This is a genomic window from Pollutimonas rozaliensis (genome assembly GCF_048751585.1).
Lineage (GTDB): Bacteria > Pseudomonadota > Gammaproteobacteria > Burkholderiales > Burkholderiaceae_B.
The window spans coordinates 1-21,796 of the sequence record NZ_JAZHOB010000007.1; the positions used below are offsets into that span (position 1 = coordinate 1).

General features: G+C 54.5%; 24 protein-coding genes, 4 pseudogenes and 1 riboswitch. Of the genes and pseudogenes, 12 read left to right on the top strand and 16 right to left on the bottom strand.

Annotated elements, in window-relative coordinates:
* Positions 1–225 (top strand): annotated as a pseudogene (locus V0R37_RS13570) (IS91 family transposase); the annotation flags it as partial.
* A 163-nt stretch (positions 226–388) separates the two neighbouring features.
* On the opposite strand, the gene V0R37_RS13575 reads toward V0R37_RS13570, so the two are convergent.
* Both V0R37_RS13575 and V0R37_RS13580 read right to left on the bottom strand, forming a co-directional pair.
* Positions 389–622 (bottom strand): hypothetical protein, encoded by a 234-nt coding sequence (locus V0R37_RS13575; protein WP_420375040.1) that lies wholly within the window; start codon positions 620–622, stop codon positions 389–391.
* Positions 623–790, bottom strand: a complete 168-nt coding sequence (locus tag V0R37_RS13580) for a hypothetical protein (protein WP_420375041.1) — start codon at positions 788–790, stop codon at positions 623–625.
* 324 nt (positions 791–1,114) lie between these two features.
* On the opposite strand from V0R37_RS13580, the pseudogene V0R37_RS13585 reads away from it, so the two are divergent.
* Positions 1,115–1,219 (top strand): annotated as a pseudogene (locus V0R37_RS13585) (IS1595 family transposase); the annotation flags it as partial.
* A gap of 36 nt (positions 1,220–1,255) precedes the next feature.
* Here the strand turns inward: V0R37_RS13585 and V0R37_RS13590 are convergent.
* The 5 genes and pseudogenes from V0R37_RS13590 to V0R37_RS13610 all read right to left on the bottom strand — a co-directional run.
* A pseudogene (locus V0R37_RS13590) lies at positions 1,256–1,435 on the bottom strand (recombinase family protein); the annotation flags it as partial.
* A 238-nt stretch (positions 1,436–1,673) separates the two neighbouring features.
* Positions 1,674–2,471 (bottom strand): sulfite exporter TauE/SafE family protein, encoded by a 798-nt coding sequence (locus V0R37_RS13595; RefSeq protein WP_311434962.1) that lies wholly within the window; start codon positions 2,469–2,471, stop codon positions 1,674–1,676.
* A gap of 8 nt (positions 2,472–2,479) precedes the next feature.
* Positions 2,480–2,917 (bottom strand): DUF6691 family protein, encoded by a 438-nt coding sequence (locus V0R37_RS13600; protein WP_420375042.1) that lies wholly within the window; start codon positions 2,915–2,917, stop codon positions 2,480–2,482.
* Positions 2,918–2,927: 10 nt separating this feature from the next.
* A complete protein-coding gene (locus tag V0R37_RS13605; protein WP_284078247.1) occupies positions 2,928–3,359 on the bottom strand; it encodes a YeeE/YedE family protein in 432 nt (143 codons plus the stop codon).
* A 9-nt stretch (positions 3,360–3,368) separates the two neighbouring features.
* Positions 3,369–3,680, bottom strand: a complete 312-nt coding sequence (locus V0R37_RS13610) for an ArsR/SmtB family transcription factor (protein ID WP_284078246.1) — start codon at positions 3,678–3,680, stop codon at positions 3,369–3,371.
* Positions 3,681–3,804: 124 nt separating this feature from the next.
* Here V0R37_RS13610 and V0R37_RS13615 point away from each other — a divergent pair, with 124 nt between their 5' ends.
* The 3 genes from V0R37_RS13615 (at position 3,805) to V0R37_RS13625 (ending at position 5,887) form a co-directional block, all read left to right on the top strand.
* The gene (locus V0R37_RS13615) at positions 3,805–4,554 is read left to right on the top strand and encodes an MBL fold metallo-hydrolase (protein WP_284078245.1); all 750 of its coding nucleotides are present in this window, start codon (positions 3,805–3,807) and stop codon (positions 4,552–4,554) included.
* 28 nt (positions 4,555–4,582) lie between these two features.
* Complete coding sequence (locus V0R37_RS13620; protein ID WP_284078244.1) at positions 4,583–5,011, top strand: protein tyrosine phosphatase family protein; 429 nt, start codon at positions 4,583–4,585, stop codon at positions 5,009–5,011.
* Between the two features lie 129 nt (positions 5,012–5,140).
* A complete protein-coding gene (locus V0R37_RS13625; RefSeq protein WP_284078243.1) occupies positions 5,141–5,887 on the top strand; it encodes a TlpA family protein disulfide reductase in 747 nt (248 codons plus the stop codon).
* A gap of 280 nt (positions 5,888–6,167) precedes the next feature.
* Here V0R37_RS13625 and V0R37_RS13630 read toward each other — a convergent pair whose 3' ends face one another.
* On the bottom strand, positions 6,168–6,428 hold the full coding sequence (locus V0R37_RS13630; protein ID WP_202943819.1) for a hypothetical protein: 261 nt from the start codon (positions 6,426–6,428) through the stop codon (positions 6,168–6,170).
* Positions 6,397–7,371, bottom strand: coding sequence for a site-specific integrase (locus V0R37_RS13635; RefSeq protein WP_012079610.1), 975 nt, complete (start codon positions 7,369–7,371; stop codon positions 6,397–6,399). Before V0R37_RS13635 ends, V0R37_RS13630 begins: the two co-directional genes overlap by 32 nt.
* A 199-nt stretch (positions 7,372–7,570) precedes the next feature.
* On the opposite strand from V0R37_RS13635, the gene V0R37_RS13640 reads away from it, so the two are divergent.
* Complete coding sequence (locus V0R37_RS13640; RefSeq protein ID WP_012079611.1) at positions 7,571–8,605, top strand: DNA-binding protein; 1,035 nt, start codon at positions 7,571–7,573, stop codon at positions 8,603–8,605.
* 80 nt (positions 8,606–8,685) lie between these two features.
* Here V0R37_RS13640 and V0R37_RS13645 read toward each other — a convergent pair.
* Positions 8,686–9,015, bottom strand: a pseudogene (locus V0R37_RS13645) (manganese efflux pump MntP); the annotation flags it as partial.
* Positions 9,016–9,065: 50 nt separating this feature from the next.
* A riboswitch (yybP-ykoY riboswitch) is annotated at positions 9,066–9,190 on the bottom strand.
* 257 nt (positions 9,191–9,447) lie between these two features.
* On the opposite strand from V0R37_RS13645, the gene V0R37_RS13650 reads away from it, so the two are divergent.
* Both V0R37_RS13650 and V0R37_RS13655 read left to right on the top strand, forming a co-directional pair.
* Positions 9,448–9,957, top strand: coding sequence for a cupredoxin domain-containing protein (locus V0R37_RS13650; protein ID WP_420375043.1), 510 nt, complete (start codon positions 9,448–9,450; stop codon positions 9,955–9,957).
* A 15-nt stretch (positions 9,958–9,972) separates the two neighbouring features.
* A complete protein-coding gene (locus V0R37_RS13655; protein ID WP_420375044.1) occupies positions 9,973–10,449 on the top strand; it encodes a c-type cytochrome in 477 nt (158 codons plus the stop codon).
* Positions 10,450–10,633: 184 nt separating this feature from the next.
* On the opposite strand, the gene V0R37_RS13660 is transcribed toward V0R37_RS13655, so the two are convergent.
* Positions 10,634–10,969: a hypothetical protein gene (locus V0R37_RS13660; protein WP_420375045.1), complete on the bottom strand. Its 336-nt coding sequence runs from the start codon at positions 10,967–10,969 to the stop codon at positions 10,634–10,636.
* A 122-nt stretch (positions 10,970–11,091) separates the two neighbouring features.
* Here V0R37_RS13660 and V0R37_RS13665 point away from each other — a divergent pair, with 122 nt between their 5' ends.
* From V0R37_RS13665 to V0R37_RS13675, 3 genes are all read left to right on the top strand, one after another.
* Positions 11,092–12,870, top strand: coding sequence for a hypothetical protein (locus tag V0R37_RS13665; protein ID WP_420375046.1), 1,779 nt, complete (start codon positions 11,092–11,094; stop codon positions 12,868–12,870).
* A 351-nt stretch (positions 12,871–13,221) separates the two neighbouring features.
* Positions 13,222–13,347 carry a YHYH domain-containing protein gene (locus V0R37_RS13670; RefSeq protein WP_420375047.1) on the top strand — a complete coding sequence of 42 codons (126 nt, stop codon included), beginning with the start codon at positions 13,222–13,224 and terminating at the stop codon, positions 13,345–13,347.
* A 599-nt stretch (positions 13,348–13,946) separates the two neighbouring features.
* Positions 13,947–15,509 (top strand): TerC family protein, encoded by a 1,563-nt coding sequence (locus V0R37_RS13675; protein WP_420375048.1) that lies wholly within the window; start codon positions 13,947–13,949, stop codon positions 15,507–15,509.
* A gap of 3 nt (positions 15,510–15,512) precedes the next feature.
* On the opposite strand, the gene V0R37_RS13680 is transcribed toward V0R37_RS13675, so the two are convergent.
* Both V0R37_RS13680 and V0R37_RS13685 read right to left on the bottom strand, forming a co-directional pair.
* Positions 15,513–16,907, bottom strand: coding sequence for a sensor histidine kinase (locus V0R37_RS13680; RefSeq protein WP_420375049.1), 1,395 nt, complete (start codon positions 16,905–16,907; stop codon positions 15,513–15,515).
* Positions 16,904–17,566: a response regulator transcription factor gene (locus V0R37_RS13685; RefSeq protein WP_420375050.1), complete on the bottom strand. Its 663-nt coding sequence runs from the start codon at positions 17,564–17,566 to the stop codon at positions 16,904–16,906. The genes V0R37_RS13680 and V0R37_RS13685 overlap by 4 nt, the downstream gene beginning before the upstream one ends.
* A gap of 274 nt (positions 17,567–17,840) precedes the next feature.
* Here V0R37_RS13685 and V0R37_RS13690 point away from each other — a divergent pair, with 274 nt between their 5' ends.
* Entirely contained in the window at positions 17,841–18,842 is a 1,002-nt protein-coding gene (locus V0R37_RS13690; RefSeq protein ID WP_420375051.1) for a glycosyltransferase family 2 protein, read from the top strand.
* A 61-nt stretch (positions 18,843–18,903) separates the two neighbouring features.
* Here the strand turns inward: V0R37_RS13690 and V0R37_RS13695 are convergent, their stop codons facing one another.
* From V0R37_RS13695 to V0R37_RS13705, 3 genes are all read right to left on the bottom strand, one after another.
* Positions 18,904–19,359, bottom strand: coding sequence for a chromate resistance protein ChrB domain-containing protein (locus tag V0R37_RS13695; protein ID WP_420375052.1), 456 nt, complete (start codon positions 19,357–19,359; stop codon positions 18,904–18,906).
* A gap of 88 nt (positions 19,360–19,447) precedes the next feature.
* Positions 19,448–20,812: a chromate efflux transporter gene (gene chrA / locus V0R37_RS13700; RefSeq protein WP_420375053.1), complete on the bottom strand. Its 1,365-nt coding sequence runs from the start codon at positions 20,810–20,812 to the stop codon at positions 19,448–19,450.
* Positions 20,809–21,747 (bottom strand): chromate resistance protein ChrB domain-containing protein, encoded by a 939-nt coding sequence (locus tag V0R37_RS13705; protein ID WP_420375054.1) that lies wholly within the window; start codon positions 21,745–21,747, stop codon positions 20,809–20,811. The genes chrA and V0R37_RS13705 overlap by 4 nt, the downstream gene beginning before the upstream one ends.
* Between the last annotated feature and the right edge of the window lie 49 nt (positions 21,748–21,796).

Sequence of the window (21,796 nt, forward strand, 5' to 3'; positions counted from 1 at the left end):
TGCGGTGGGCAGATGCGCATCATTGCCTTCATCACCCACAGCGCCGAAATCCGCCACATCCTGAACCACATCGGGGTGGAGTCTGCCCCCCCGCACATCACCCCGGCACGCGGGCCACCGCTGTGGGAGGGCTGCGACGCGCCGGTGGATGATGGTGCGCAAGGCGAGCCGGATTGGGATCTGGCAGCTCAACCCGACGAGGTAGACCAGCGCGTCAATTGGTGACCCAGTGAAGCGGCGGTATCCATCGCTGCGGGGAAGCAGCTGCGCGCGCGCCAGGCCCAAATGCATACTGCCTCCCAAGCTCTTGCCATTGAGCGGCAAGCGAGCGCTCAACCTTCCTTGGCCGAACGTGTTTCGAGGCCCAAAACTCGTGCCATACTTGGCCTCATGCGGTTGAATTTCCTATCCGTAGGCGCTGGCCAGCCACAGCGGCCCGACCGGCGGCACCCGCGATGGTTGGGGCGCGGCGTTCTACCACCCGGGGAGCGTTCGGTGCACGACGCGTGACATAGTTCCAGGCGATGCGAAAGTTGAACGCCAGGTGCAGCGCAACCAGCAGCACCGTGGTGTGGCCGAACAGGTAGTGCCAATCGAACGCCGGCAATTGCTGGTTCGCCACCTAGAAGATGCCCAGCCCCGCCGTCGTCGACACATAGCTGGTCAGCAGCAGGCTCGACCAGATGTTCAGCGCATGCCGCGAGGGCGCGCGCCGCCGCAGCAGGGCCTGCAGCGCGAGCAGTGTCACCGCGATGAGCAGGGGCAGTGCGACCCAAAGAAGTTTTCCCACGGTGCATCACCTCGTATCAATTCTTGACACCAGTTGTCGATCATCGATCATCGATCGTCGAATTGGCCGAAGCTTAAGAAGGGTTGCCAGGTTCATAAATCGATTCCCGTTAATTCAGTCCTAGCTTATACTAACGATAAGTGAGCGCGTGAAGGCCAATTGAACTTGATCATTCTCAGGCGTTGGCTACAGTGCAGCCAATGCCTCAGATCGATAATCGGGAATAAATATATGAGGACCTGATTAGAAACGTGCCTCAGCGAGGCTCACCCCATGAGCTTGTGACTCACTAATCTGGAGTCTTCTTACAGTGGGGTGAGCACCATGGCCTTCAACCAGATTCAGTTCCAGCACGGCATGTCGATTCCGGAATTCCTTCGTAGCTTTGGCACCGAGGCGCAGTGCGCCGAAGTGATCAAGGCCGCGCGCTAGACGGTCCATGCTGTGTACGACTACCGTGTCGCCTTCGCGGGCGAACGACAGCAACGCGTCGAGCTGCGGCCGCTGCGTGTCTTTGCCCGATGCCTTGTCGGTGAACAGCTTGTCCACTTGGACCTGGTCGAGCTGACGCTCTGGATTCTGGTCGAAACTGCTGACCCGGACATAACCAATACGTTGACCTCGCAAAACGTGCCTCCTTAACAAGATGTGTCAGGAAAGACTCTATGACCGTTCGAGGCACCTGTCAAGTAATGGCTATACCAACTCTATCCTGACGGATTGCGTTAAGGTCGTCTGACATCAGGTTAGGGTATAGCCTAAGCTGACATGCTAGGCGACGCCGGAAATGGGAATAGGGGTATCTTAAAGCCGTTCTACGAACGAGCGATTCTCTGGCCGAGAGCCAGTAGGGGCATATGGGTTGTGTTATCGATCGTTTCCTCTACAGTGATTTGAAAGTCATCATTGCAGCGACCCCGAGACATATCACCCCGAAAGCACCTTTTAGATACTTTTGCGGAAGCCGCGAGGTGAGCACACTGCCGACTCCCATCCCGACTATGCTTCCTGCTGCAAACGGGAGCGCGACACCGAGGGAAAATTTTCCTGTAGATAAGCTGACCACTACGCCAGTTAGCGAAACAAGTGCGATAACAGCCAGCGATGTAGCGACGACCGACTGCGCCGCTAAATCCGTGGAACGCTGCAGGGCCGGCACCATGACGAACCCGCCGCCTACCCCGAGCAAACCGGACAGAATGCCCGCAATGGCACCCGCGATCGATAAGGCGCCGGCGCACTTGCTCGTCCAGATAAACCGTCCACTCATGTCGTCCCGAATGCAGGGTCGATCCAGAGTAAGAGAGGTGGACTCGACACTGCGACCGACGATTTCACGGAAGGTTTTATACGCGACCCAGGCGAGAACAGCGGCAAACAACAGGCTGAGCAGTCGCGTGTCCAAACGGTGAGCCAACCATACACCGAGTGGCGCGAGCAGGATGCCAGTGCCGGCAATGAGCACGGCCGCGCGGTAGCGCACAATCCCAGCCTTCAAGCCCATCAAAGCACCTGCTGCGGCAGAAACACCGACGGCGAGCAGGCCAACGGGGCCGGCTTCGGCGATCGTTAAGTGCATGCCGAAGACAAGAAGTGGGACCGCGAGAATGCCTCCCCCAGCTCCTGTCAGACCCATGATAATACCTACCACCGCCCCCAAGAGAAGACCCGTTATCATCATAGCCCCGTTTACGCGGCCGGTGATGCGGCTTTGGCTTTTGCTCGTTCGAGCAGTTCAAACAACGCCATTCCGACCAGCATGGCGATGAAGAACAGCAAGGGTTTGGCGCCGCTTTGTGCGAGCGATGCGAGCGCAGGACCGGGACAATAGCCGGCCAGGCCCCAGCCGACGCCGAACGCTAGTCCGCCGAGCACGAGGCGGCGGTCAATTTGCGTAGCCGTCGGCAAGCGCATGGCGTCGCCCAGGATCGATCTCGGACGTTTGGCCGCGAACGGAAACACCAGCGCGCCGACGACTACAGCGCCGCCCATCACGAACGCAAGCGACGGGTCCCAGTTTCCGGCCAGGTCCAAAAAGCCGAGCACCTTCGCGGGGTCGCTCATGCCGGACAAAATAAGCCCCAAGCCGAACAACAGGCCGACCAACAGCGACATGAAGATTTTCATTTTTGCTCCTTTAGCCGACAACATGGCGAACAACGTAGACGGTCACGAATCCCGCGAACATAAAGGCTACGGTAGCCACCATCGAACGCGGGGAGCGACGCGACAGCCCGCACACGCCATGTCCGCTAGTGCAGCCCGAACCGTAACGGGTACCGATCCCTACCAGCAGTCCGGCCAGGATCAAGACCGGATAACCGGCCTCGATGTGCACTTGGGGCAGGGGAGCGATGCTCGAAAACACGAGAGGAGAAAGCACTAGGCCGCCCACGAACGCAAGACGCCAGGCGATATCGCCCCTTGCAGGCGTTAAGAGGCCACCCACGATGCCGCTGATGCCCGCAATTCTTCCGTTAAATACCAAGAACAGTGCCGTGGCTATTCCAATCATCAGCCCACCCGCCAGCGACGTCCAGGGCGTGAAATTGTTCCAGTCAATCATCATTGCAGCCTCCTATTCCGTTGGGCAGTAAAGTTGGTACAACACCTGTAGCACTGCCAGTGCCTCACTACTGGAGATGCTGTAGAAGATCTGCTTGCCCTCACGGCGCGTATTCACTAGTCGCTCTTCGCGGAGCACGGTCAGCTGCTGTGAAAGCGTAGGCTGCAAGATCCTAGTGATGGTTTCCAGCTCCTTGACCGAGAACTCGCCCTGCGTCATCTGGCATAGCAAGAGCATACGGTCGGGGTTGGACAGTACCTTCAGAAGCTTGCTAGCCTCCCCAGCTGCGGCATGCAGTTTCACTAAATCAATTTGCTTTGGCATGGCCACGTAGATCCGTTTAAAAGTAACACTTTACACGAACATTATACCAGAACATAATATATTACACGTAGAGACGATGATCCATGTGTCGGACTCTGATCACGACGACTATCAAGGAGCGCCCATGATTTTTAGACAACTGTACGAACCCCTGTCAAGCACTTATACCTATCTGCTGGGGGACGAGGACACAGGACAGGCAGTCCTCATCGATCCCGTGATTGCGACCATGGATCGGGACCTGGCCGAGGTGCACAGGTTAGGTCTGACCTTGGCTTACACGGTCGATACCCATATCCATGCCGACCACATCACCGCAGCTTTGGAAATGAAGCGTGCCGTGGGTAGCAAGATTGCCGCGCCTGCCTACGATCAGTTGCCGTGTGCCGATGTCGGCATTGAAGAAGGCAGGCCATTTCAGGTCGGGGGTATTACTTTGCAGCCCCTGCATACCCCCGGCCATACCGACGGACACTTTGCCTATCTTTTAAATAGCCGCGTGTTCACGGGCGACGCCTTACTTATTGAGGGGTGTGGCAGAACTGACTTTCAAAACGGTGATGCCGATGCGCTCTACAAAAGCGTGCGAGAGAAGCTGTTTGCTTTGCCCGACGAGACCCTGGTCTACCCGGCGCACGACTACCAGGAACGTTTCGTCTCCTCGATCGCGCAGGAAAAGAAGCGTAATCCACGGCTTGGCGGCGAAAAGACCCTCGAAGAATTCAGGATCATCATGGCCAAGCTGAACCTTCCGTACCCCAAGTTCATTGACTACGCCGTTCCGGGGAATAAGCAATGTGGCGTCTGTCCCCCAGACCTGCCAGAGAACTTGGCCAGCTATTGTCGCCAGATGACCCAGAGTCCGCAGGGCTGACCTGACTCTAACCAACGGAGAAATTGAAATGACAAACTTCAAGCAAATAGGGGATGGCCTGTTCATCGGCGCCCAACCTACGGGGCAGGATCTGGTGGAGGCAAAGCAGCAGGGCATTCACACCGTGATTGACATGCGTGCGCCTGGGGAAACGGCCACCTCGAACGCCGACCTAGTCAGGGACAGCGGACTAGACTACGTCAATGTACCAGTCAACAAGACAGCCCTGTCGGAGCAGCAGATTGACGAGTTGAGCCAAGTAATGCAGAGAACACAAGGACCGCATTTACTGCATTGCGCCACAGGCACAAGGGCCGCGTTGCTGCTCGCGCTTGGTCGCGCAAAGCAGAATGGGTGGACAGCGGAACGCACGTTCGAGGAAGCGCAAACCATGGGGTTCAACCTTCAGGGTTCCGCTGATTTCGCCAGTTTCGTCAGGCAAGTCACGGCCAAATAGATGTTAATTCGCAACTAGAACTGCAAGTTAAAGTTCACAAATTTCGATTCAGGGAGCCACTTTTTGGATGCTGTACGATTTGGGCCGCTCGTCGTCCCTGTACAAGTAGCACTACTCTTGGCAAGCATAATGCTTGCCCATTCTGTTGCCGCGTGGTTCCGCACGAGGCGCGGTGTCGATCCGGGCCCCGTTCTTTGGAAGATGATCGTGTTCGGTTTCCTCGCCGGACGCTCGATCTTCGTACTAAGACATCATGAGATTTATTCCAATGTTCCATCGTTGATCATCGACTTTCGTGATGGAGGCTTCGACAACATGGCCGGTTTCGCGACGGCCGTTCTGGTTGGCATGGAATTGTCACGGCGCTCGACGACACTACGTAAGCCGCTTCTGACTGCAACCTTGACGGGCTGCTTTGTCTTTTTCGGAGGAAGTGCGCTGAATCATGCCCTCACGCCGGTGGGTCTGCCTGTCCCGACAATTGAAGTACGCCGCCTCGACAACACAACTGTGCCGCTCAGTGCCTTTGTGGGCCGCCCCTTGATTATCAATCTTTGGGCAACTTGGTGTCCGCCGTGCCGACGTGAGATGCCTGTATTAAAGGCTGCACAGCTAGCCCATCCAGAAATCCACTTCGTGTTTGTGAATCAAGGCGAATCAGCAGCAACAGTACAAAGCTACCTCGACGCGAATGAGTTACAAATGCCAAATATCGTTCTCGATCCCGCCAAGCAGGTAAGTGCCCGAACTGGTTCGTCTGGTTACCCCACAACGCTGTTCTATGACGCTCAAGGCCGGCTATACAAGCGGCACATGGGTGAGCTTTCGCGCGCAACACTAACCGAGAAAATCGACAGCTTCTTCGGCTCTCGCTGAACACTGGGATACCGCTGTTTTATGTCAGCTCTGATATTCGGGATGATGACATGGCCAGGCTGCCGCCGTTACTGCATGAGCAGATCAACACGCTTGGCCAGTATTCCTGCTCTGTGTTGGAAGCAGCAGCCAAGGGCAAGCTGCGGCCACCACATAATCAGCAAGCAACGAGAAAGTCAGGAGCCCTTAACCTGGTTTGCGGTTCCACTGCACCTCGCCCCCTCATTGGGTCTTAGCGCCCGATTTTTTCCGTTTTCCCTCTCCATCCCAATATCGCTGTTTATTTATGTGATTCGGATTTAAACAGCTTGGCAGCAAAAACACCCGCCAGAACGGCGACGACACCAAAAACAAGAAAAACGGTTTCGAAACCGAGCGACAACATCCCTCCGAAAATCAAGCTACCTGTACCAAAACCGAGAACAATGTAAAGACATTCAACCCCATTGCTTGGCCGCAATGGGGGACTCAAATCATTGACGATTCCAGCAAGCAAAGGCTGTGTCAGGTCATAGCCTAGTGACAATAGGGGCGCGATCACGGGACGCGCCCGTGATCGCGCGCTCGATGCGATGCTTTGCAAACGGATCGGCAGAATCAACGTAACGCATGGCAGACTGGACGTTTTTCCATCCCACATATTCCATCAAAGTCTTCAGGTCCCATCCATTGGACGTGGCCCAGTTGGCGAAGCCACGCCGCAATGAATGACTACTGTACAACTCAGCCGATGCAATGCCGGCTTCGGCCAACATTGTCCGTAGGAGCGGTGCCAGACTATCCGTATGCATGCCAGTTTCCCCAAGATGTCCCCATCGATTGACGGCGCGAAACGCAGGTCCTTCGCGCAAATGCGATACTGCCATCCACTCAAGGTACGCATCGACTGGACAAAGCCGGGACAACGCGGGTGCTTTGAAGCTCGTTCCCTGGTAAGTCCGGTCACCCTTGGTTTGCGGGAAATAACAGGTCATGCCTTCTCCTGGTACGACCTCGACGTGTTCAATTTGCAGCCGCGTTAATTCGTCGCCGCGAAAGCCACGCCAAAAACCGAGGAGCAGTATGGCCTTGTTGCGGGCATGCCGTAACTCTGCGGCGCGATCACTTGCGGAACGCGCCGCACTAGTCGTGGCATCCAACCATTGCACAACCTGTTCCAAATGTTCGAGTTGGAGCGGTTTGGCGCGTTTTTCGACGGCCGGATGGAGTGCCTGAATACCTCGCAAGACCTGACGCACGACGGGAGCCTTGGTGGGGTCGGGGAAACCTTGATCTATATGCCACTGCGCCAACGCTGCCAAACGGTGCCGCAACGTATTGACCGCTAGAGTCTCGGCGTGCGCGACCAGATAACGCGCAATGCTGTCGGTAGTAGCGGGCAGGAATCCGCCCCATTCGATTTCGAAGTGTCGAATGGCCGAACGATAGCTTTCGCGGGTGTTGTCGCGGGTGGCAGCGTGAATGTAGTGGTCGAGCGTCGTCAAATCGACTCCTGTAGCGCGGGAACTGCAATATTACGGCTTGGACCGTTGGAATTTGCTCAATTTCACTGATGATATCGGATAAATATATATTATCCATTTTTAATTTCAATGAAAATATTCTTGAATATGCACATATATTTAGTATGTAATTACGTGGTATGTAATATATTATCTTATTTCCCTCTCCGGAGAATCTGACATGGCACGTAGCGGACTGTACAAATCGGAAGTCAAGAAAGCCCGCGATTCCTTGATCGCACAGGGCGTCAATCCATCGGTCGACGCCGTGCGCGTTGCGTTGGGCAATACCGGCTCCAAGACCACGATCCACAAGTACCTCAAGGAACTGGGAGAGGAAAACGGCGGCGACGACCGCAAGGCGTCGATCAGCGAAGCACTACAGGACCTGGTGGCACGCCTAGCCGCGCAATTGCAGAACGAGGCGAACGCCCGTATCGAGACCCTTCAAGTGCAAAGCGCAGACATGGAACGCCAGCATGCGGAAGCGCTGGCGGCTTTGCACAGGCAAGTCGAGGCACTGAATCAGCAACTGCAGCGCGCCGACACTGAGATGCAGCAAGAAACGGCGGTGCATGCCCGCGCGATCGAAGATCTGCAGAACGAAAAGATCACGCGTCATACGCTCGATCAGCAGGTAGCCGACCTGAAGGAACGCCTGGCCGAGAACGAGGCGCACCGGTTATCGATCGAGGAAAAGCACCAGCATGCGCGCGACGCCCTGGAACACTACCGAGCATCGGTCAAGGAGCAGCGCGACCAGGATCAGCGCCGGCATGAGCAGCAGATTCAACAGATGCAAGCCGAAATGCGCCAATTACAGCAGAGCTTGATCGTCAAGCAGGACGACGTGACGCGCTTGAACCAGGAGGGCGGGCGCTTGGTGGCAGACCTGTCGCATGCACAAAGCGCCCTCTATGAACAGCAGGCCCGCGGCCGGCAACTGGAGCAGAAGCTGGAGACGCTGCAGGCGATCGAGCAGCACGCCAAGGCCCTTGAAACAAGGCTTGCTGACAGGGATATCCAGCTTCAGGCGCAAAAGGAACAACTTGAAGCATCGTGCAACAAGTCTCAAGGACTTGCGGACCAGATGCGCGAGCTTGAGCTGGCATTGGCAGCGGCTGATGCGAAACTGGCGGCACAGCAAGGTGTTGTCGCCGATCTGCGCACTTATTTGGACGCGAGAGGCACTGCGATCGAAGGCGGTGCCAAATGAAGTGCGGGTCGAAATAAGTCAATTAAATCATGTGGTTAACATCGTATTGGCGAAAAAAACCGTAATCCCGGCCGACCCTCTGTAGCGGCCAGCAGCCAAAACGAATGACGAGTCACGGAAGCGGTTTCGGGCTCTTCATCCCGAAGGCCGTTGCGGATCATTAACGCACCCAAAATCATCAAAAGGATGAAAGCGATCCAATGGTCCCAATCTTCGACGTAGCCGGCTGCGATGGAGCCCAGAGCCCATCCGACTAGCGGCGTGATGGCTTCGATTACGCCAAATATGATTCCAGTGCGCAGCGCTTCCGATATGCGAGGATTGCGAAGAGCGGTGCCTTTGCCGACCGCGGCTGCAAACGCATCGGTCGACATGGCCAGCGCCAGAATCATTGTGGAGACAAAATTCATGTGGGAGCGTTCCAGCCGAGCGACACATGGACTTTCCGGTACGGCTCGGCAGCGCACTGGAAAAGTCTATGGTCTCGCCATGCCTTTCGGCCGCTTGCGCCATGGCTTTGGAGCCAAGAATGTTGACGCGAACCTTTCGGCTGTGAAGTCGAAAGTAGGCTACTCCCCAAAGAGGAAGCCGAATTCTACCACTAGCCGAAGGCCAGTCGAAATCCAGTAAACAAAATCAGCTGGGTTCTTGATCACAGAAATGTGATGGAGCCGTCATGGGTGTGACAGCCTTACTTGATTGAAGTTGAGGAATAATACCCTTTTCGGTTCGCGCGGAATGCGGCAAATGAAGCCTCCATCAACGATTCATTACAGGATTCTTTAACATAGGCGGCTTAAAGCGGCTGCCCGCCGCGGCAATCCATCCAAGAGACTATTCATATGAAAAAGACCTTTTCCATTCTGGCTTTAAGCGTGCTTCCAACCCTGGCCATGGCTGCGGGCAGCCATGGCGGGGGGCATGGCGCGACGGCGCATGTCGTGCCCGGGCACGACATGTCCACCATGTCGAAGACACCTTCGCCTACTGGTCAGCCTGGCGATCCGGCTAAAGTTACTCGCACAATTGAGCTGACGATGGATGACACCATGAGGTTTACGCCCAGCGACATCCAGGTCAACGCCGGCGAAACCATTCGCTTCCTTATCAAGAACACGGGCAAAATCCCCCATGAAATGGTGATCGGATCCATCCCCGATCTAAAGGCCCATGCGGCCGAAATGCAAAAAATGCCGGGTATGCAGCATACGGAGCCGAATATGATCACACTGGCCCCGGGCAAGATGGGCGGCCTGGTGTGGCAGTTCGGCCAGGAGGGTACCGTTGATTTTGCCTGCCTGATTCCCGGTCATATGGAGGCCGGAATGGCGGGCAAGGTGAAGGTCAACTGACCTATTGGATTTGACATGGCAAAGAAGAAAATGATCGTTGGAGTGGCTGGCGCCGCAGTCGCCGGGGCCGCCGCTGTCCTTTACAGCGCAATGCCTCCATCCGGCCCCGCATTCATTGATCCGGCGGATCAAACACTTGTGGGGCAGGGCAGGGCCATTTACGCCAACCAATGCGCGGCATGCCACGGCGAGTCACTGCAAGGGCAGCCGAACTGGCGCGACCGTATGCCCAATGGCAAGTTGCCCGCGCCGCCGCATGACAAGACAGGCCACACATGGCATCATCCCGACGCCGTGCTGGTCGATATAGTAAGGAACGGCCTGGTTCCTGGAAGGACGGCTCCGCAGGGCTATGTCAGCGATATGCCCGCTTATGGCGCCCTGTTATCCGACGAAGATATTGCCGCCGTCATCGCTTACATCAAAAGCAGTTGGCCCCCAAAGTTCTGCAGGCGCAAAAAGAGGTCACGTTACAGCGGCGGGACTAATTGACGGGCTCCCTGCTGGAATCTGCAGAAAAAAGGAGAGGGGGCACCGCCCCTCATACTCAAAGTAAACAGCGATTCGACCTTTAGAAGCTTATTCGACTTACATGAAGACATCACGCTTTAGCGACGGCAGGTCCGAATCACTAGTCTTACTGGGAATACAGCGAGTCAGCCGAAGGCTCTAGCTTTTAGCAGGCGTTGTATTTCGCATCAGGTGGAGCAGCTTTTGGATTCTTGACTTGATCTTCGATCAATGCCCGAGCTTGAGTAGCGGTGACGCCGACCTTGGTCTCGACGTCCTTGAACAGTTTCTTGAAGCTTTCGATCTCTTGGGGCGAGTATTGTTGACGGGTGTGGCTATTGTCTTCCAGCTGTACCGCGATTGCGCGATTGCCAACACCCGCCTTTGCCATTTTCGCGATACGTTCAAGCGTCACGCCAGCACGGGAGGAGGGACCAGAAACCTTGTCGAGAGTATCGACAATCGAATCTTGCATAGAATTAATTTTTTTCGAAATAGTCATTTTCAGAACCTAGATTGTTGGGTTTAGAGAGAGCTCACTAATTCCGCCTAGCGGTGAGAAAGCATCTTCATAGTAGGATTACCCGCAATTCACAGGTGCCGGAAATTTACGGGGACGTTGGCATGCCACTTGAAAGTCAGCATAATGATGTAAAACAGATAACAGTCGTCCAGTTTGTGGAATCACTTAGTTCATTGTTTGACTTAGGTACGCAGCAGGCTGAAAAGTTGTCTTTGGCCAAGTCCTTCGGCACAAAGCAAGATCGCTATGCACTGCTAGACGGTGAACAAGATAGTCCTCTCGTCGATGCGTTAGTTGGCCGTTCTGTTGTTCTAAATGATGGGCAAAACGAAGTGGCCCCCAAATTAGTACGCGAGTTTCTCGCCTATATACAACAATTAATTTCCTGGATGCAAGCGAGCCTAGTGCATGAAGCGATAGACCAGGAAGATCTCAATATCGCCGTAAGCCGGTTGTTCGGCACGCCTCAATTGATGATGCTGATTTGTGCCTTGCTTGAGTCAGACCTGTTGAAAGACAGTAGCCCGCTGAAACAGGTTCCTCAATGTATGGAGGCCCTAGTTGAACACGACTTCGACCCAATCCACGCATGTAAGGCACTTTTACGGTTACGTATCCAAGAACGGCTGTACGGGCGAACGCCACCTAGTCTTGCGTTTCTCAAGCATATCAATAGTCTCGACTGGCGCTCAGCGCCTCGTCCGTCAACTCAACGACTTGCGCTCAAAAACCTGAACACAGAATTGATTAATGTGCCGAAGCTCACCGAAAGTGAAAGGCATGCACTAATCGACGAGTTGACAGGTATCTATGCGGCCATGATGGCCCTGCATCAGTTACGTCGCCGCACCAATGAGCGTCATCCGCAGTTCTTCCCATCAGTCGTTCGCCAGCTTCAGGCAGATTTCAGAGAAGCCTTTGGCGCGATCAAGCCTTCGCGCCGACTAACGGCGAACCACGACTTGTTTTTGTTGATGTTGAATGCAGATGACCCTAGAAGATTAACGGCAACGATATTGAACACCCCTTCGTTTAGGATGCTGCTTGATAGCAATGCATCATTTTCAAGCAAAGGCCTGCCGGACCTCTTACGCGACTTCCTCCGTGAAGGCATGACGCCATCTTGGAACAAATCCAGACTGCTGAAAGCGAACAGTCAGCTCAATTGTTTTACCAGTAAGCCATTCTTCAACGGAGTGCACTCGTTCATGGCTGGTCTCCTCGCTTTGAGCGAACATGCCCCTGGTGCTCAAATCCATTTTGAACACTGCCTTGACGCTTCGGAGCGATGGCCTCTTGGTCCGTTTCGTAGCCAAGCGGCCTTATTCCTGCTGGGACTTAAGTTGGCCCAAAAGCCGACCCACTCGCCTAATGTGTGGAATCCCTTGCTGTCGACCTACCTCGACGCCTTACCGCAAGAATTCAAGTTTTGGCTAAAGAGCGACGAACAGGAAACAGTCGAAATGTACAACTTGCGTGAACTGATAGGCAAGTACAACTCGTTAGTCTGGGCTCTCAGCGGTGCCAAGGGTGCCTTGATGGTCAATCCATTTAAGAAAATCGATACGTACTTACAAAAAATATTTGATGAAGTAGAACAGAGCAACTCAAACCTGACAGCCGAAACTCTGGCGAAGATCAGTATTAAGTCCACCACGAAGCGCGACCTGGAACGAGTCAAGAGCGACTTCTATGGCACGCCACTCAATCGATGGCTGGAAGATAAGCATCTAGGAGAGATGATTCGGTCATTTCCAGATCCTGATATGTGGCAACTGGTGCCGGCGATTGAGCGCTATATGAATCTACAAGGATCGATACAGAAAGCGATAGCCAGCGCTAGCGCGCAGTCGCAGTTTAGTCTTGCGCAACATCTTTAAAACTATCAAAATTACGCATAATGTGTATTATGTAAAGTCAATAATAGGCCGATAGGCGTACGTTGGTTCAGACGCGTCCGTTAAAGACAAACTCCATTGGCTACGCCACACGGCTAGTCTCCTCGGATGATGCGCGAGACCGAGGAGCACCATAAGATTCAATGGTGACCTTGCGCCGGAACAGCCAGGATAAGGGCAACATAATCTTAGGCGTGCGCGCGAGGCTATCGTTAACTCCGGCCCCAGAGTATTTGTGCTTCCAATATGTTTGGCATTTATACATTAATGTCAATTTGATACAAAGCGTGATAAATTGGTCCCTCACCCCACTCTAGGTAGGAGGATACTTTCATGTTGAAAAAGATCATAGCAATCGCCTTCATCTCCCTGTTCTCAACCAGTTTCGCCTATGCCCATTCCGGCGGGACCGATAAAAATGGCTGCCACGCAGGGTCCAAGCCGTATCACTGCCATTAATGTTCAGTTAAATTAGAATGCTTTTCCGGAGCGTGAGAGGCGCATTCATGCGGTGATCCGCGTGAATGCAAAATAACGTAGTCCCAACAGCTCCTTTACTCAAATAAACATATAGGCGCATCGCGTTATACTCGGTGCAATATTATTTTCGCTTGCATGTATGCGACGATTTATCGTCATTTTTTTACTTCTTCTCCTTCCAATTCAAGTCTTGGCTGAGTCTTTAGAAGACTTGCACGCGACCCACCACCGCGTCGCCCTAGTCGAAGCTGCTGATGTGGCATCAACGAACGCTGCTGTCGCCTTGAAGCGCTCAACGCCCTCCTCCGACGCGTCGAATCCTCAGCAAGCGGCGCATGCGGACATTAGCGATTCTGTGAATGGCGCAGCGCTATGCGTGCACAGCCCCCTATCGGCCACTCGCTGGCCAAACTATCGCCCCATTACATTCCCTTCGGTCTATCTTCGTTTGATAAAGCCGCCGCGTATTTGATTGACTCACCGCGTATCAAATGCCGTGCCCTCACGCTCTCGTATTCGTCTGCCTCCCTGCGACGGCGCTGTAACGTGGCTTTACTTACTTTTTATTAGGCTCGTATATGGAATGGCTTTTAGACCCCAATATCTGGGTAGGCCTGTTGACTCTGGTCATACTCGAGATCGTCCTCGGTATCGACAACCTTATTTTTATCGCGATCCTGGCCGACAAGCTGCCGCCGCATCAACGCGATAAGGCACGTTTGATCGGCTTGTCACTGGCGCTCCTAATGCGACTTGGGTTGCTGACGATTGTGTCGTGGCTCGTCACCTTGACGGCGCCCTTGTTTTCCGTGGGATCCTTTTCGTTCTCTGGACGAGATTTGATTCTTCTTTTAGGCGGGATTTTCCTCTTGGTCAAGGCCACCACCGAGCTGCATGAGCGCTTGGAAGGCACGACTCATGAACAGAGTAACTCCAAGGTGTATGCCGGCTTCGCCGTGGTGGTCACACAGATTGTGGTGCTGGATGCCGTGTTTTCGCTGGATGCGGTCATTACGGCCGTGGGGATGGTCGATGAGCTGCCCGTCATGATGGCAGCCGTTGTGATTTCCATGGGCATGATGATGTGGGCGTCCAAGCCCTTGACGCGCTTTGTGAATGCGCACCCCACCGTCGTGGTGCTGTGCTTGAGCTTTTTGTTAATGATCGGGCTAAGCCTCACCGCGGAAGGCTTGGGATTCAAGATCCCTAAGGGCTACCTGTACGCGGCCATCGGTTTTTCCATTCTCATTGAGTTTTTCAATCAACTCGCCCGCCGCAGCTTGCTGAAAAATCAGGCCCGGCTGCCTTTACGAGATCGTACAGCCGAAGCGGTATTGCGCTTGTTAGGAAACAAAAAGCGCTCTGAGCGAATAGAGTCGGCAACGGGATTTACGCCGGATATGGACGAACCGGCGTTTGGAGCCGAGGAGCGCAGTATGGTGAGCGGTGTGCTAACGCTGGCCGAACGTTCAATTCGTTCCATTATGACACCACGCACTGAAATTTCTTGGATCAACCTGGACGATGAGCCTTCAGCGATACTCCAGCATTTGCGCCAAACGCCCCATGGCTTCTTCCCGGTCTGCCGTGGGCAACTCGATAATATATTGGGCGTTTCCCGGGCCAAAGACCTCATGGCGGATATGATGGACGGCTGGGATCTGGACAAGCTCTCCAGCCTGCGAGAACCTATTATTGTCCATGAGCTAACGGGTGTATTAAGCGCAATGGAAACGCTCAAAAAATCCCGCGGACAACTGGTGCTGGTCACGGACGAGTATGGCGCCATTCAAGGACTACTTACCCCTATTGACCTCTTGGAAGCGATTGCCGGAGAGTTTCCGGATGAGGACGAACATCCGACCATTCAAGCGATTGAACCGGGACGCTGGCGCGTCAATGGCGCGACCGACCTGCACTATCTCGCTCAGGTACTCGAGGCCGACGCCCTATCGGTTCAAAATGATGGTTTTACGTCGATCGCCGGATTGCTTTTGGATCGATTCGGAAACTTACCCGAGATCGGCGCCACAATTGAGCTGGACGGTCTGCGCTTTGAGGTAGTGGAAATTGCTAACCGGCGCATCACCACCATTGAGGTGATGCGCATTCGGGATGAGCGGTATTCCGCTCCGAGGTAAGGCTCAAACAGGCGGCTCGGCCGCGGGGATGGAGACAACGATCCCTATCCCTCGCCCGAGTAATCCTTCGCTCCACCGAATCGTCGCGCCATGGGATTGGGCGATCCGGCGGACGATGGCCAAGCCCAACCCGCTGCCCGGCTGCTCGGTATAGGCAACTCGATAGAAGCGCTCGAATATCCGCTCACGTTCAGCCGTTGAAACTCCGGGACCATCATCACGAACGATCAAATTCAGATGCCCAGCAGTGCGAACGACATGCACTTCGACATGCCCTGATGTGGCGGTGTATCGAATCGCGTTATCGACAAGATTGTCCAAAATAGAGATGAATCCCGCGCGGTTTACCCGAAAAAATAGCGTATCGGGCGCTTCAAGAGACAGATTAACCGCACGTGCGCGGGCGATGGACGAGAGCGAGGCCAATCGCTCGCGCGATAGGCTGGCTATGTCTACTAGCTCCCGCTCGGCCGATGCCGGCTCCGCATCGGCACGTGCGATGGTAAGCAGCTGTGTTAATAGATGTGAAACCCGATCAATATCGTGCTGCAGCTCGCTAGCTGCCAAGCGTTGATGCGCGGTTTCTTGCGCGTTCACCAGTAGATGGGCCTGGGCATTGATTGCCGCAAGCGGTGTGCGGAGCTCGTGTGCCGCATCGGCTAGAAAACGCCGCTCATGCTCCAACCGTTTACCTTCGCGGCCCAGTAGGGCGTTCAGCTCTTCGAGGATGGGCGCAGTCTCGTCATATAAACGGGGGGAACGAATGGATGAAAAATCGCCTGCTTCTCGTTTCGCTATTTGCGCAGCGAGCACTCGAAGCGGGCGAAAGCCGCGATACGCGGTCCAAAGCATCACCACTGCACACCACGCGAGAATCAATACCTGCGACAGCGCAATATCGGTAAGCATAGGCAAACTGGTGGCCAACCGGCGATCGCCCCGTTCGGCGACATGAACTTTGACGGATAAATCACTGCTGGCGACGGCTACCGTTCTCCAGGAGCGGCCGGCCCAGCTTTTTTCCATGAAAACACCTTCACCACCCGCAAGGGGTTGATCAGGAGCGCCGGCAGTTCTATAAATCAGGCGGCCTGTGTTATCCCATACTTGATATAGCGGTGTGTAGTTTTCCCCTTTATCGTGCGTGACGAGGATTTGGCCATCGATAAACAATTTCTCGGCGGTTTTTACGCGCCGCTCCAACTCTTGGGGATTGCCTGGTGCCGCGCTGGAGGCTTCGGCAAGCGTATGCGCAAAGTACAACATCCGACGATCAAGGTCGCCGTTTTCGAATTCAAACCAGTGAAAGATCAGCCAACAAAAGACTAATAGGCACGCGATGGCCATGGCCAGAACTTGCGACAGGATCAAACGCCGTAGAAGCGACGGATGCTTCACAGCTCGACATTTTCCAATACGTAGCCCACGCCACGCACTGTGCCAATACGATGGCTGCCGATTTTGCTGCGTAGATTGTGGATATGAACATCGATCGCATTGCTCTCGGCACCTTCGATCAACGAGGCGGAGCGCTCAATTTGAGCGCGGGTCAACACCGTACCGGCATCCGAGGCAAGCACCAACAAAATATCGTACTCACGCGTGGTAAGCGCAATCTCTAATTCTCCAACAGATACTTTACGCCGTGCCGTGTCGATCAACAGCGAACCCACCCGCCAGGAGGCGGTTAGCTGTTTGCGTTGCCGGCGTAGAAGTACCCGAATACGAGATAAAAGCTCTTCGATCGCGAAGGGCTTGGGTAAATAGTCGTCGGCCCCACCATCCAAACCGGTCACACGGTCGCTGACCGCATCGCGGGCCGTCAGCATCATCACTGGCGTCGAGTCCCCACGATTCCGTAGCCAGTGCAACACTTCGAGTCCGGACTCATCGGGAAGCATGATATCGAGCAGTATCAGATCAAAGGGACTGTCTGCCAGGAACTTCTTTGCATCCAGGGCCTGGCGTAGCCACACAGCGTTATAGCCCGCGCCCGTCAACACGCGCTGAAGCGATGTGCCCAGCGGAATATCGTCTTCGACAAGAAGAAACTTCATAGCGCATCAACATTAAGAAAAACCATTGAGGAAGCAGCGTACAAGCGGCTCATAGGAGCTCATTAATGTAGCACCGCTCGGCGTGTCGTGAGACGCACCCACGAGGACTCTGTGTCGGCGCCCTTCATCATCTCTTAATTTTCATCTTTGTACACTGCATGAAAGCTTGGGTGGGTTGTCTCAAATATGAAGAGGCTGAAACCGACAAGGCGCGGGCTATACCTGGCCGGTCGACGGCAGGCTCGCATAGCAAAAGCTTCTCTGGGTCATATTCATGTCAAAAATGCTGTCTTCGCTCACCTATTTACCTCAACCCTGCATGCTCAGTGTTGTGATCCCGGTATACAACGAAGAAGAGGTGCTGGCGCCGTTTTACCGCCGGCTTGTCGCGGCTCTGGCCGATCTGCCTGGCCGCTTCGAAATCCTGTTTGTCGATGATGGCAGCACGGATAGCACGCCTCTGGCTCTTGAGACCATTCGCAAGCATGATCCGATTGTCGGCGTGGCACGGCTTACGCGCAACTTCGGCAAGGAGGGTGCCATAAGTGCGGGCCTGCAATTGGCCCGAGGTCAGGCAGTCGTCATCATCGATGCTGACTTGCAGGATCCACCCGAGCAAATAGCCCGCATGGTCCAAGCCTGGCAGGCCGGCGCTGAAGTGGTAAACATGAGGCGACGCAGCCGTGATGGTGAATCTTCGCTTAAGAAAAGCACAGCCCATATTTTCTATCGTGCCATTAACCTCGTGAGCGAAGTGCCAATCGCTGAGGATGTCGGAGATTTTCGCCTACTGAGCCGGCGCGCGGTTGATGCGCTGAACTCATTGCCAGAACGCTGTCGATTCATGAAGGGCATGTTTTCCTGGATCGGCTTTGATCAAGTGACATTAGACTACGACCGCCACGCACGGCTTGCAGGCAAGACCAAATGGCGATACTGGCGCTTGTGGAATTATGCGTTGGATGGCATTACGTCATTCTCCACGGCCCCGCTCAAGTTTGCCATGTATACAGGGTTTATCAGCGCTGTAGGCGCATTCGTCTATGCGCTTTATTTTTTGTCGAAGGCTCTGATTATTGGAGATCCTGTGCAAGGATTTCCGACATTGATCGTAACAATATTATTAGTTGGGGGGCTTCAGCTATTGGCAATAGGGATTGTGGGCGAATATGTAGGACGGCTGTATATCGAAGTAAAGCAACGTCCGCAATATTTGCTTTATAACTACCAACCCGCGTTGATGCATGGGGCTCAAGCTGGGGGACTTGCATCGTAAGTCGGCTCTTGGGAATGGTGCCGATCATTGTTTGTGGCGATGCCACATCGATACGATGGAATCAATCCATGACAGGCGGCCAGTTGTGCGTTTCAGTTTGGCAGTCGCGGCACCATGCGTACAGCGCGTCGTATATGACCATGCCGTGGCGAAGCATTTCATGATCGTCAGAAAAAACTTTCGAAAGTCCCAACGACAGCGCATAAAGGCCTGGGGATTGAGCCGTCAGATCCAGTTTCGAGGTATCCGCGCCACGAACAATGACCGCCAACTGCTGTAAAGCGGGATCAGCCAAATCGTACTTCTTTAGAAAAGCGTCAAAGCTGCAGAACTCGCCGGTATGGGTCAATTCAACACCTGGAATATCATATGGGATGGCCCCCGCCTCTCCCGCTATTCTGAGCACGTCGGCGGACGGCACATAGAGAAATTCCGGCGTCTTATCGATAAATCGTTCAATCAACCATGGACAAGCGATTCGATCAATTTTTGGACGTTCGCGCGTAATCCATTTCATGATGCGTACTCCTTTTTAGATCCATCGCAAGACATTGCCTCTAATGACGGCGTTAAACGGAAAAACTTACCTTCACATCAATGTCGTCCTAAGTCAGGGTTTTCACGATTAAACCGATGATTGCGCACGCTGCGATCACAAGAATGACGTTGCGTTTATAGACAAATAGGGCCACGGCGGCCGCTATGGCTATAAGCGCCGATACCCAGTCAAAGCGGCCTGCCAGTCCGGCGGGCCAAAGCACGTGGTAAGCAAAAAACACGGCCAAGTTCAGAATGACACCGACAACTGCAGCGGTAATGGCGGTGAGCGGGGCCGTGAACTTGAGGTTTCCATGGGTGGATTCGACAAAAGGCCCACCCGCCAAAATGAAAATGAATGACGGTAGGAAGGTAAACCAGGTGACGAGGACGGCTCCCGCGGCGCCGGCCATAAATGCCAGATCAGGACCAAAGAACGCTTGAATGTAGGCGCCCACAAAGCCGATAAATGCCACCACCATGATTAGAGGGCCAGGGTTGGCTTCGCCCAGCGCCAGGCCATCGATCATCTGCAAGGGCGTGAGCCAGCCGTAAAAATCCACGGCTCCCTGATAGATATAAGGCAAGACCGCATAGGCACCGCCGAAGGTGAGCAAGGCGGCTTTGGTAAAGAACCAGCCCATTTGGGTGAAAGTATGATGCCAACCCAAGGAGCTTGCCAGCAGCGCCATCGGCACTAGCCACAGCACAGCTCCCGCCAGCGCGACCCGCGCCAGACCCGACCAGCGAAATATGGCGTGTGCCGGGGTCGGCGTATCGTCATCGATCAGCGCAGGCCCGAAGAACTTACCGGCTTGCTTATGGCTAGCCCCAAGTGTGAACGTAGCGGGCACCAAGCGGCCCCCAACATAGCCAATCAGCGCCGCCGTGGCCACAATAATCGGAAACGGTACATTCATCGCAAAGATGGCAACGAATGCTGCAGCGGCAATGGCCCACATCAGGCTGTTTTTTAGCGCTCGCGAGCCGATGCGATGCACTGCATGCACCACAACCGCCGTGATCGCCGGCTTAATGCCATAAAATAGGCCTGCCACCAAGGGTTGACTCCCAAAGGCAATGTATATCCATGATAAAAAAATCAGGAAAAAAAGCGACGGCAAAACAAAGAGGACTCCCGCAGCGATACCACCGCGCGTGCGATGCATGAGCCACCCCATATAGGTGGCCATCTGCTGGCCTTCGGGGCCGGGCAGCAGCATGCAGTAATTAAGCGCATGCAGAAAGCGCGTTTCACTGATCCAACGGCGTTGCTCCACGAGCTCGCGATGCATCAGGGATATCTGCCCTGCCGGACCGCCAAAGCCGATGAAACCGAGCTTGAGCCATAACCGGAATGCTTGCCCAAAGGTGACGGCCTCGGGTTTTTCTAGCATCTCCCCGTCATGAGTGAGTGGCGTAGTTTTGGTCATGGGGCTGGCGCTTCGTTATCAAAAGCGGCAAGTAGGCTATCGAAGACTCCGCCCGCCGCAACGGCGAGCTGGTCGTCATCAGTCAAGGTTTCGCGCTGCCCGGCCAAAATGCACTCGATGCCGCTCGCCTCGGGCGGCTGCACACCCCCGACATCCAGGTAATGAACCAAGGCGCCAATACGTTTAAGCGCGGGCTGAGTGAGCCCAAAACTGGCCAACAGGACTTCGAAACTGACGCGCGCGTCGATATGGGTAAAGGTGGCGCCGTCAAAATCAAACCCAAGTGCATCAAGCGGGCATTGGGCGGGCGACTCAAGCCACAGGAAATGTGCCTGAGGATCAATGAAACGGCGAATCAGCCAGGCACACGCCAAGCGGTCGACCCAAGGCCGGCGGCGTGTCGCCCAGACTCGGCCTTGATAATCTTTAGTAAACAGTAAAGGTATGGTGCCTTTGATCGCGTGCGGCTCATCGGGAGCGAGCGCTTGGTTAGCCGTTAACTCCAAATCTTGTAAGGCAGAATCGGCTTGGCGTTGCGCTTCGCCAGGGAAAAAATCCATTTCGCTAATGCTGACAAAGACCTTGCGCAATTTGCGGGCCTGCTTGAGCGTATCGAGGGCCGACTCAGCGCTCAAACCCTGGCGCGCCGTGTCGATCTGCACAAGCAAAGTGGCGTAGTCCTGAGTGCGATCAAACAATCTGACAAATTGCTCATTTTCTGGCTCGCCACTGCACACTACGTGGGCGCTTCCTCCACCGTTTCGCACCTCGGCGCCTATCGCCTCCAAAGTACTTCGACGGGTTGAGTTCTCGGGCAGCACATAGACACCGTCGCGTAGCACGGCGGCACCGCATGCCTTAAGAGCGCGCCATGCCCGCATCCGTACCGTCGCGGTCTCGGTGGGCAAAGAAATAATAAGTAATAGCCAGTTCATTTGTAGAGTTTACTACTATATTAGAAATATACGCTACATAATTAATTTG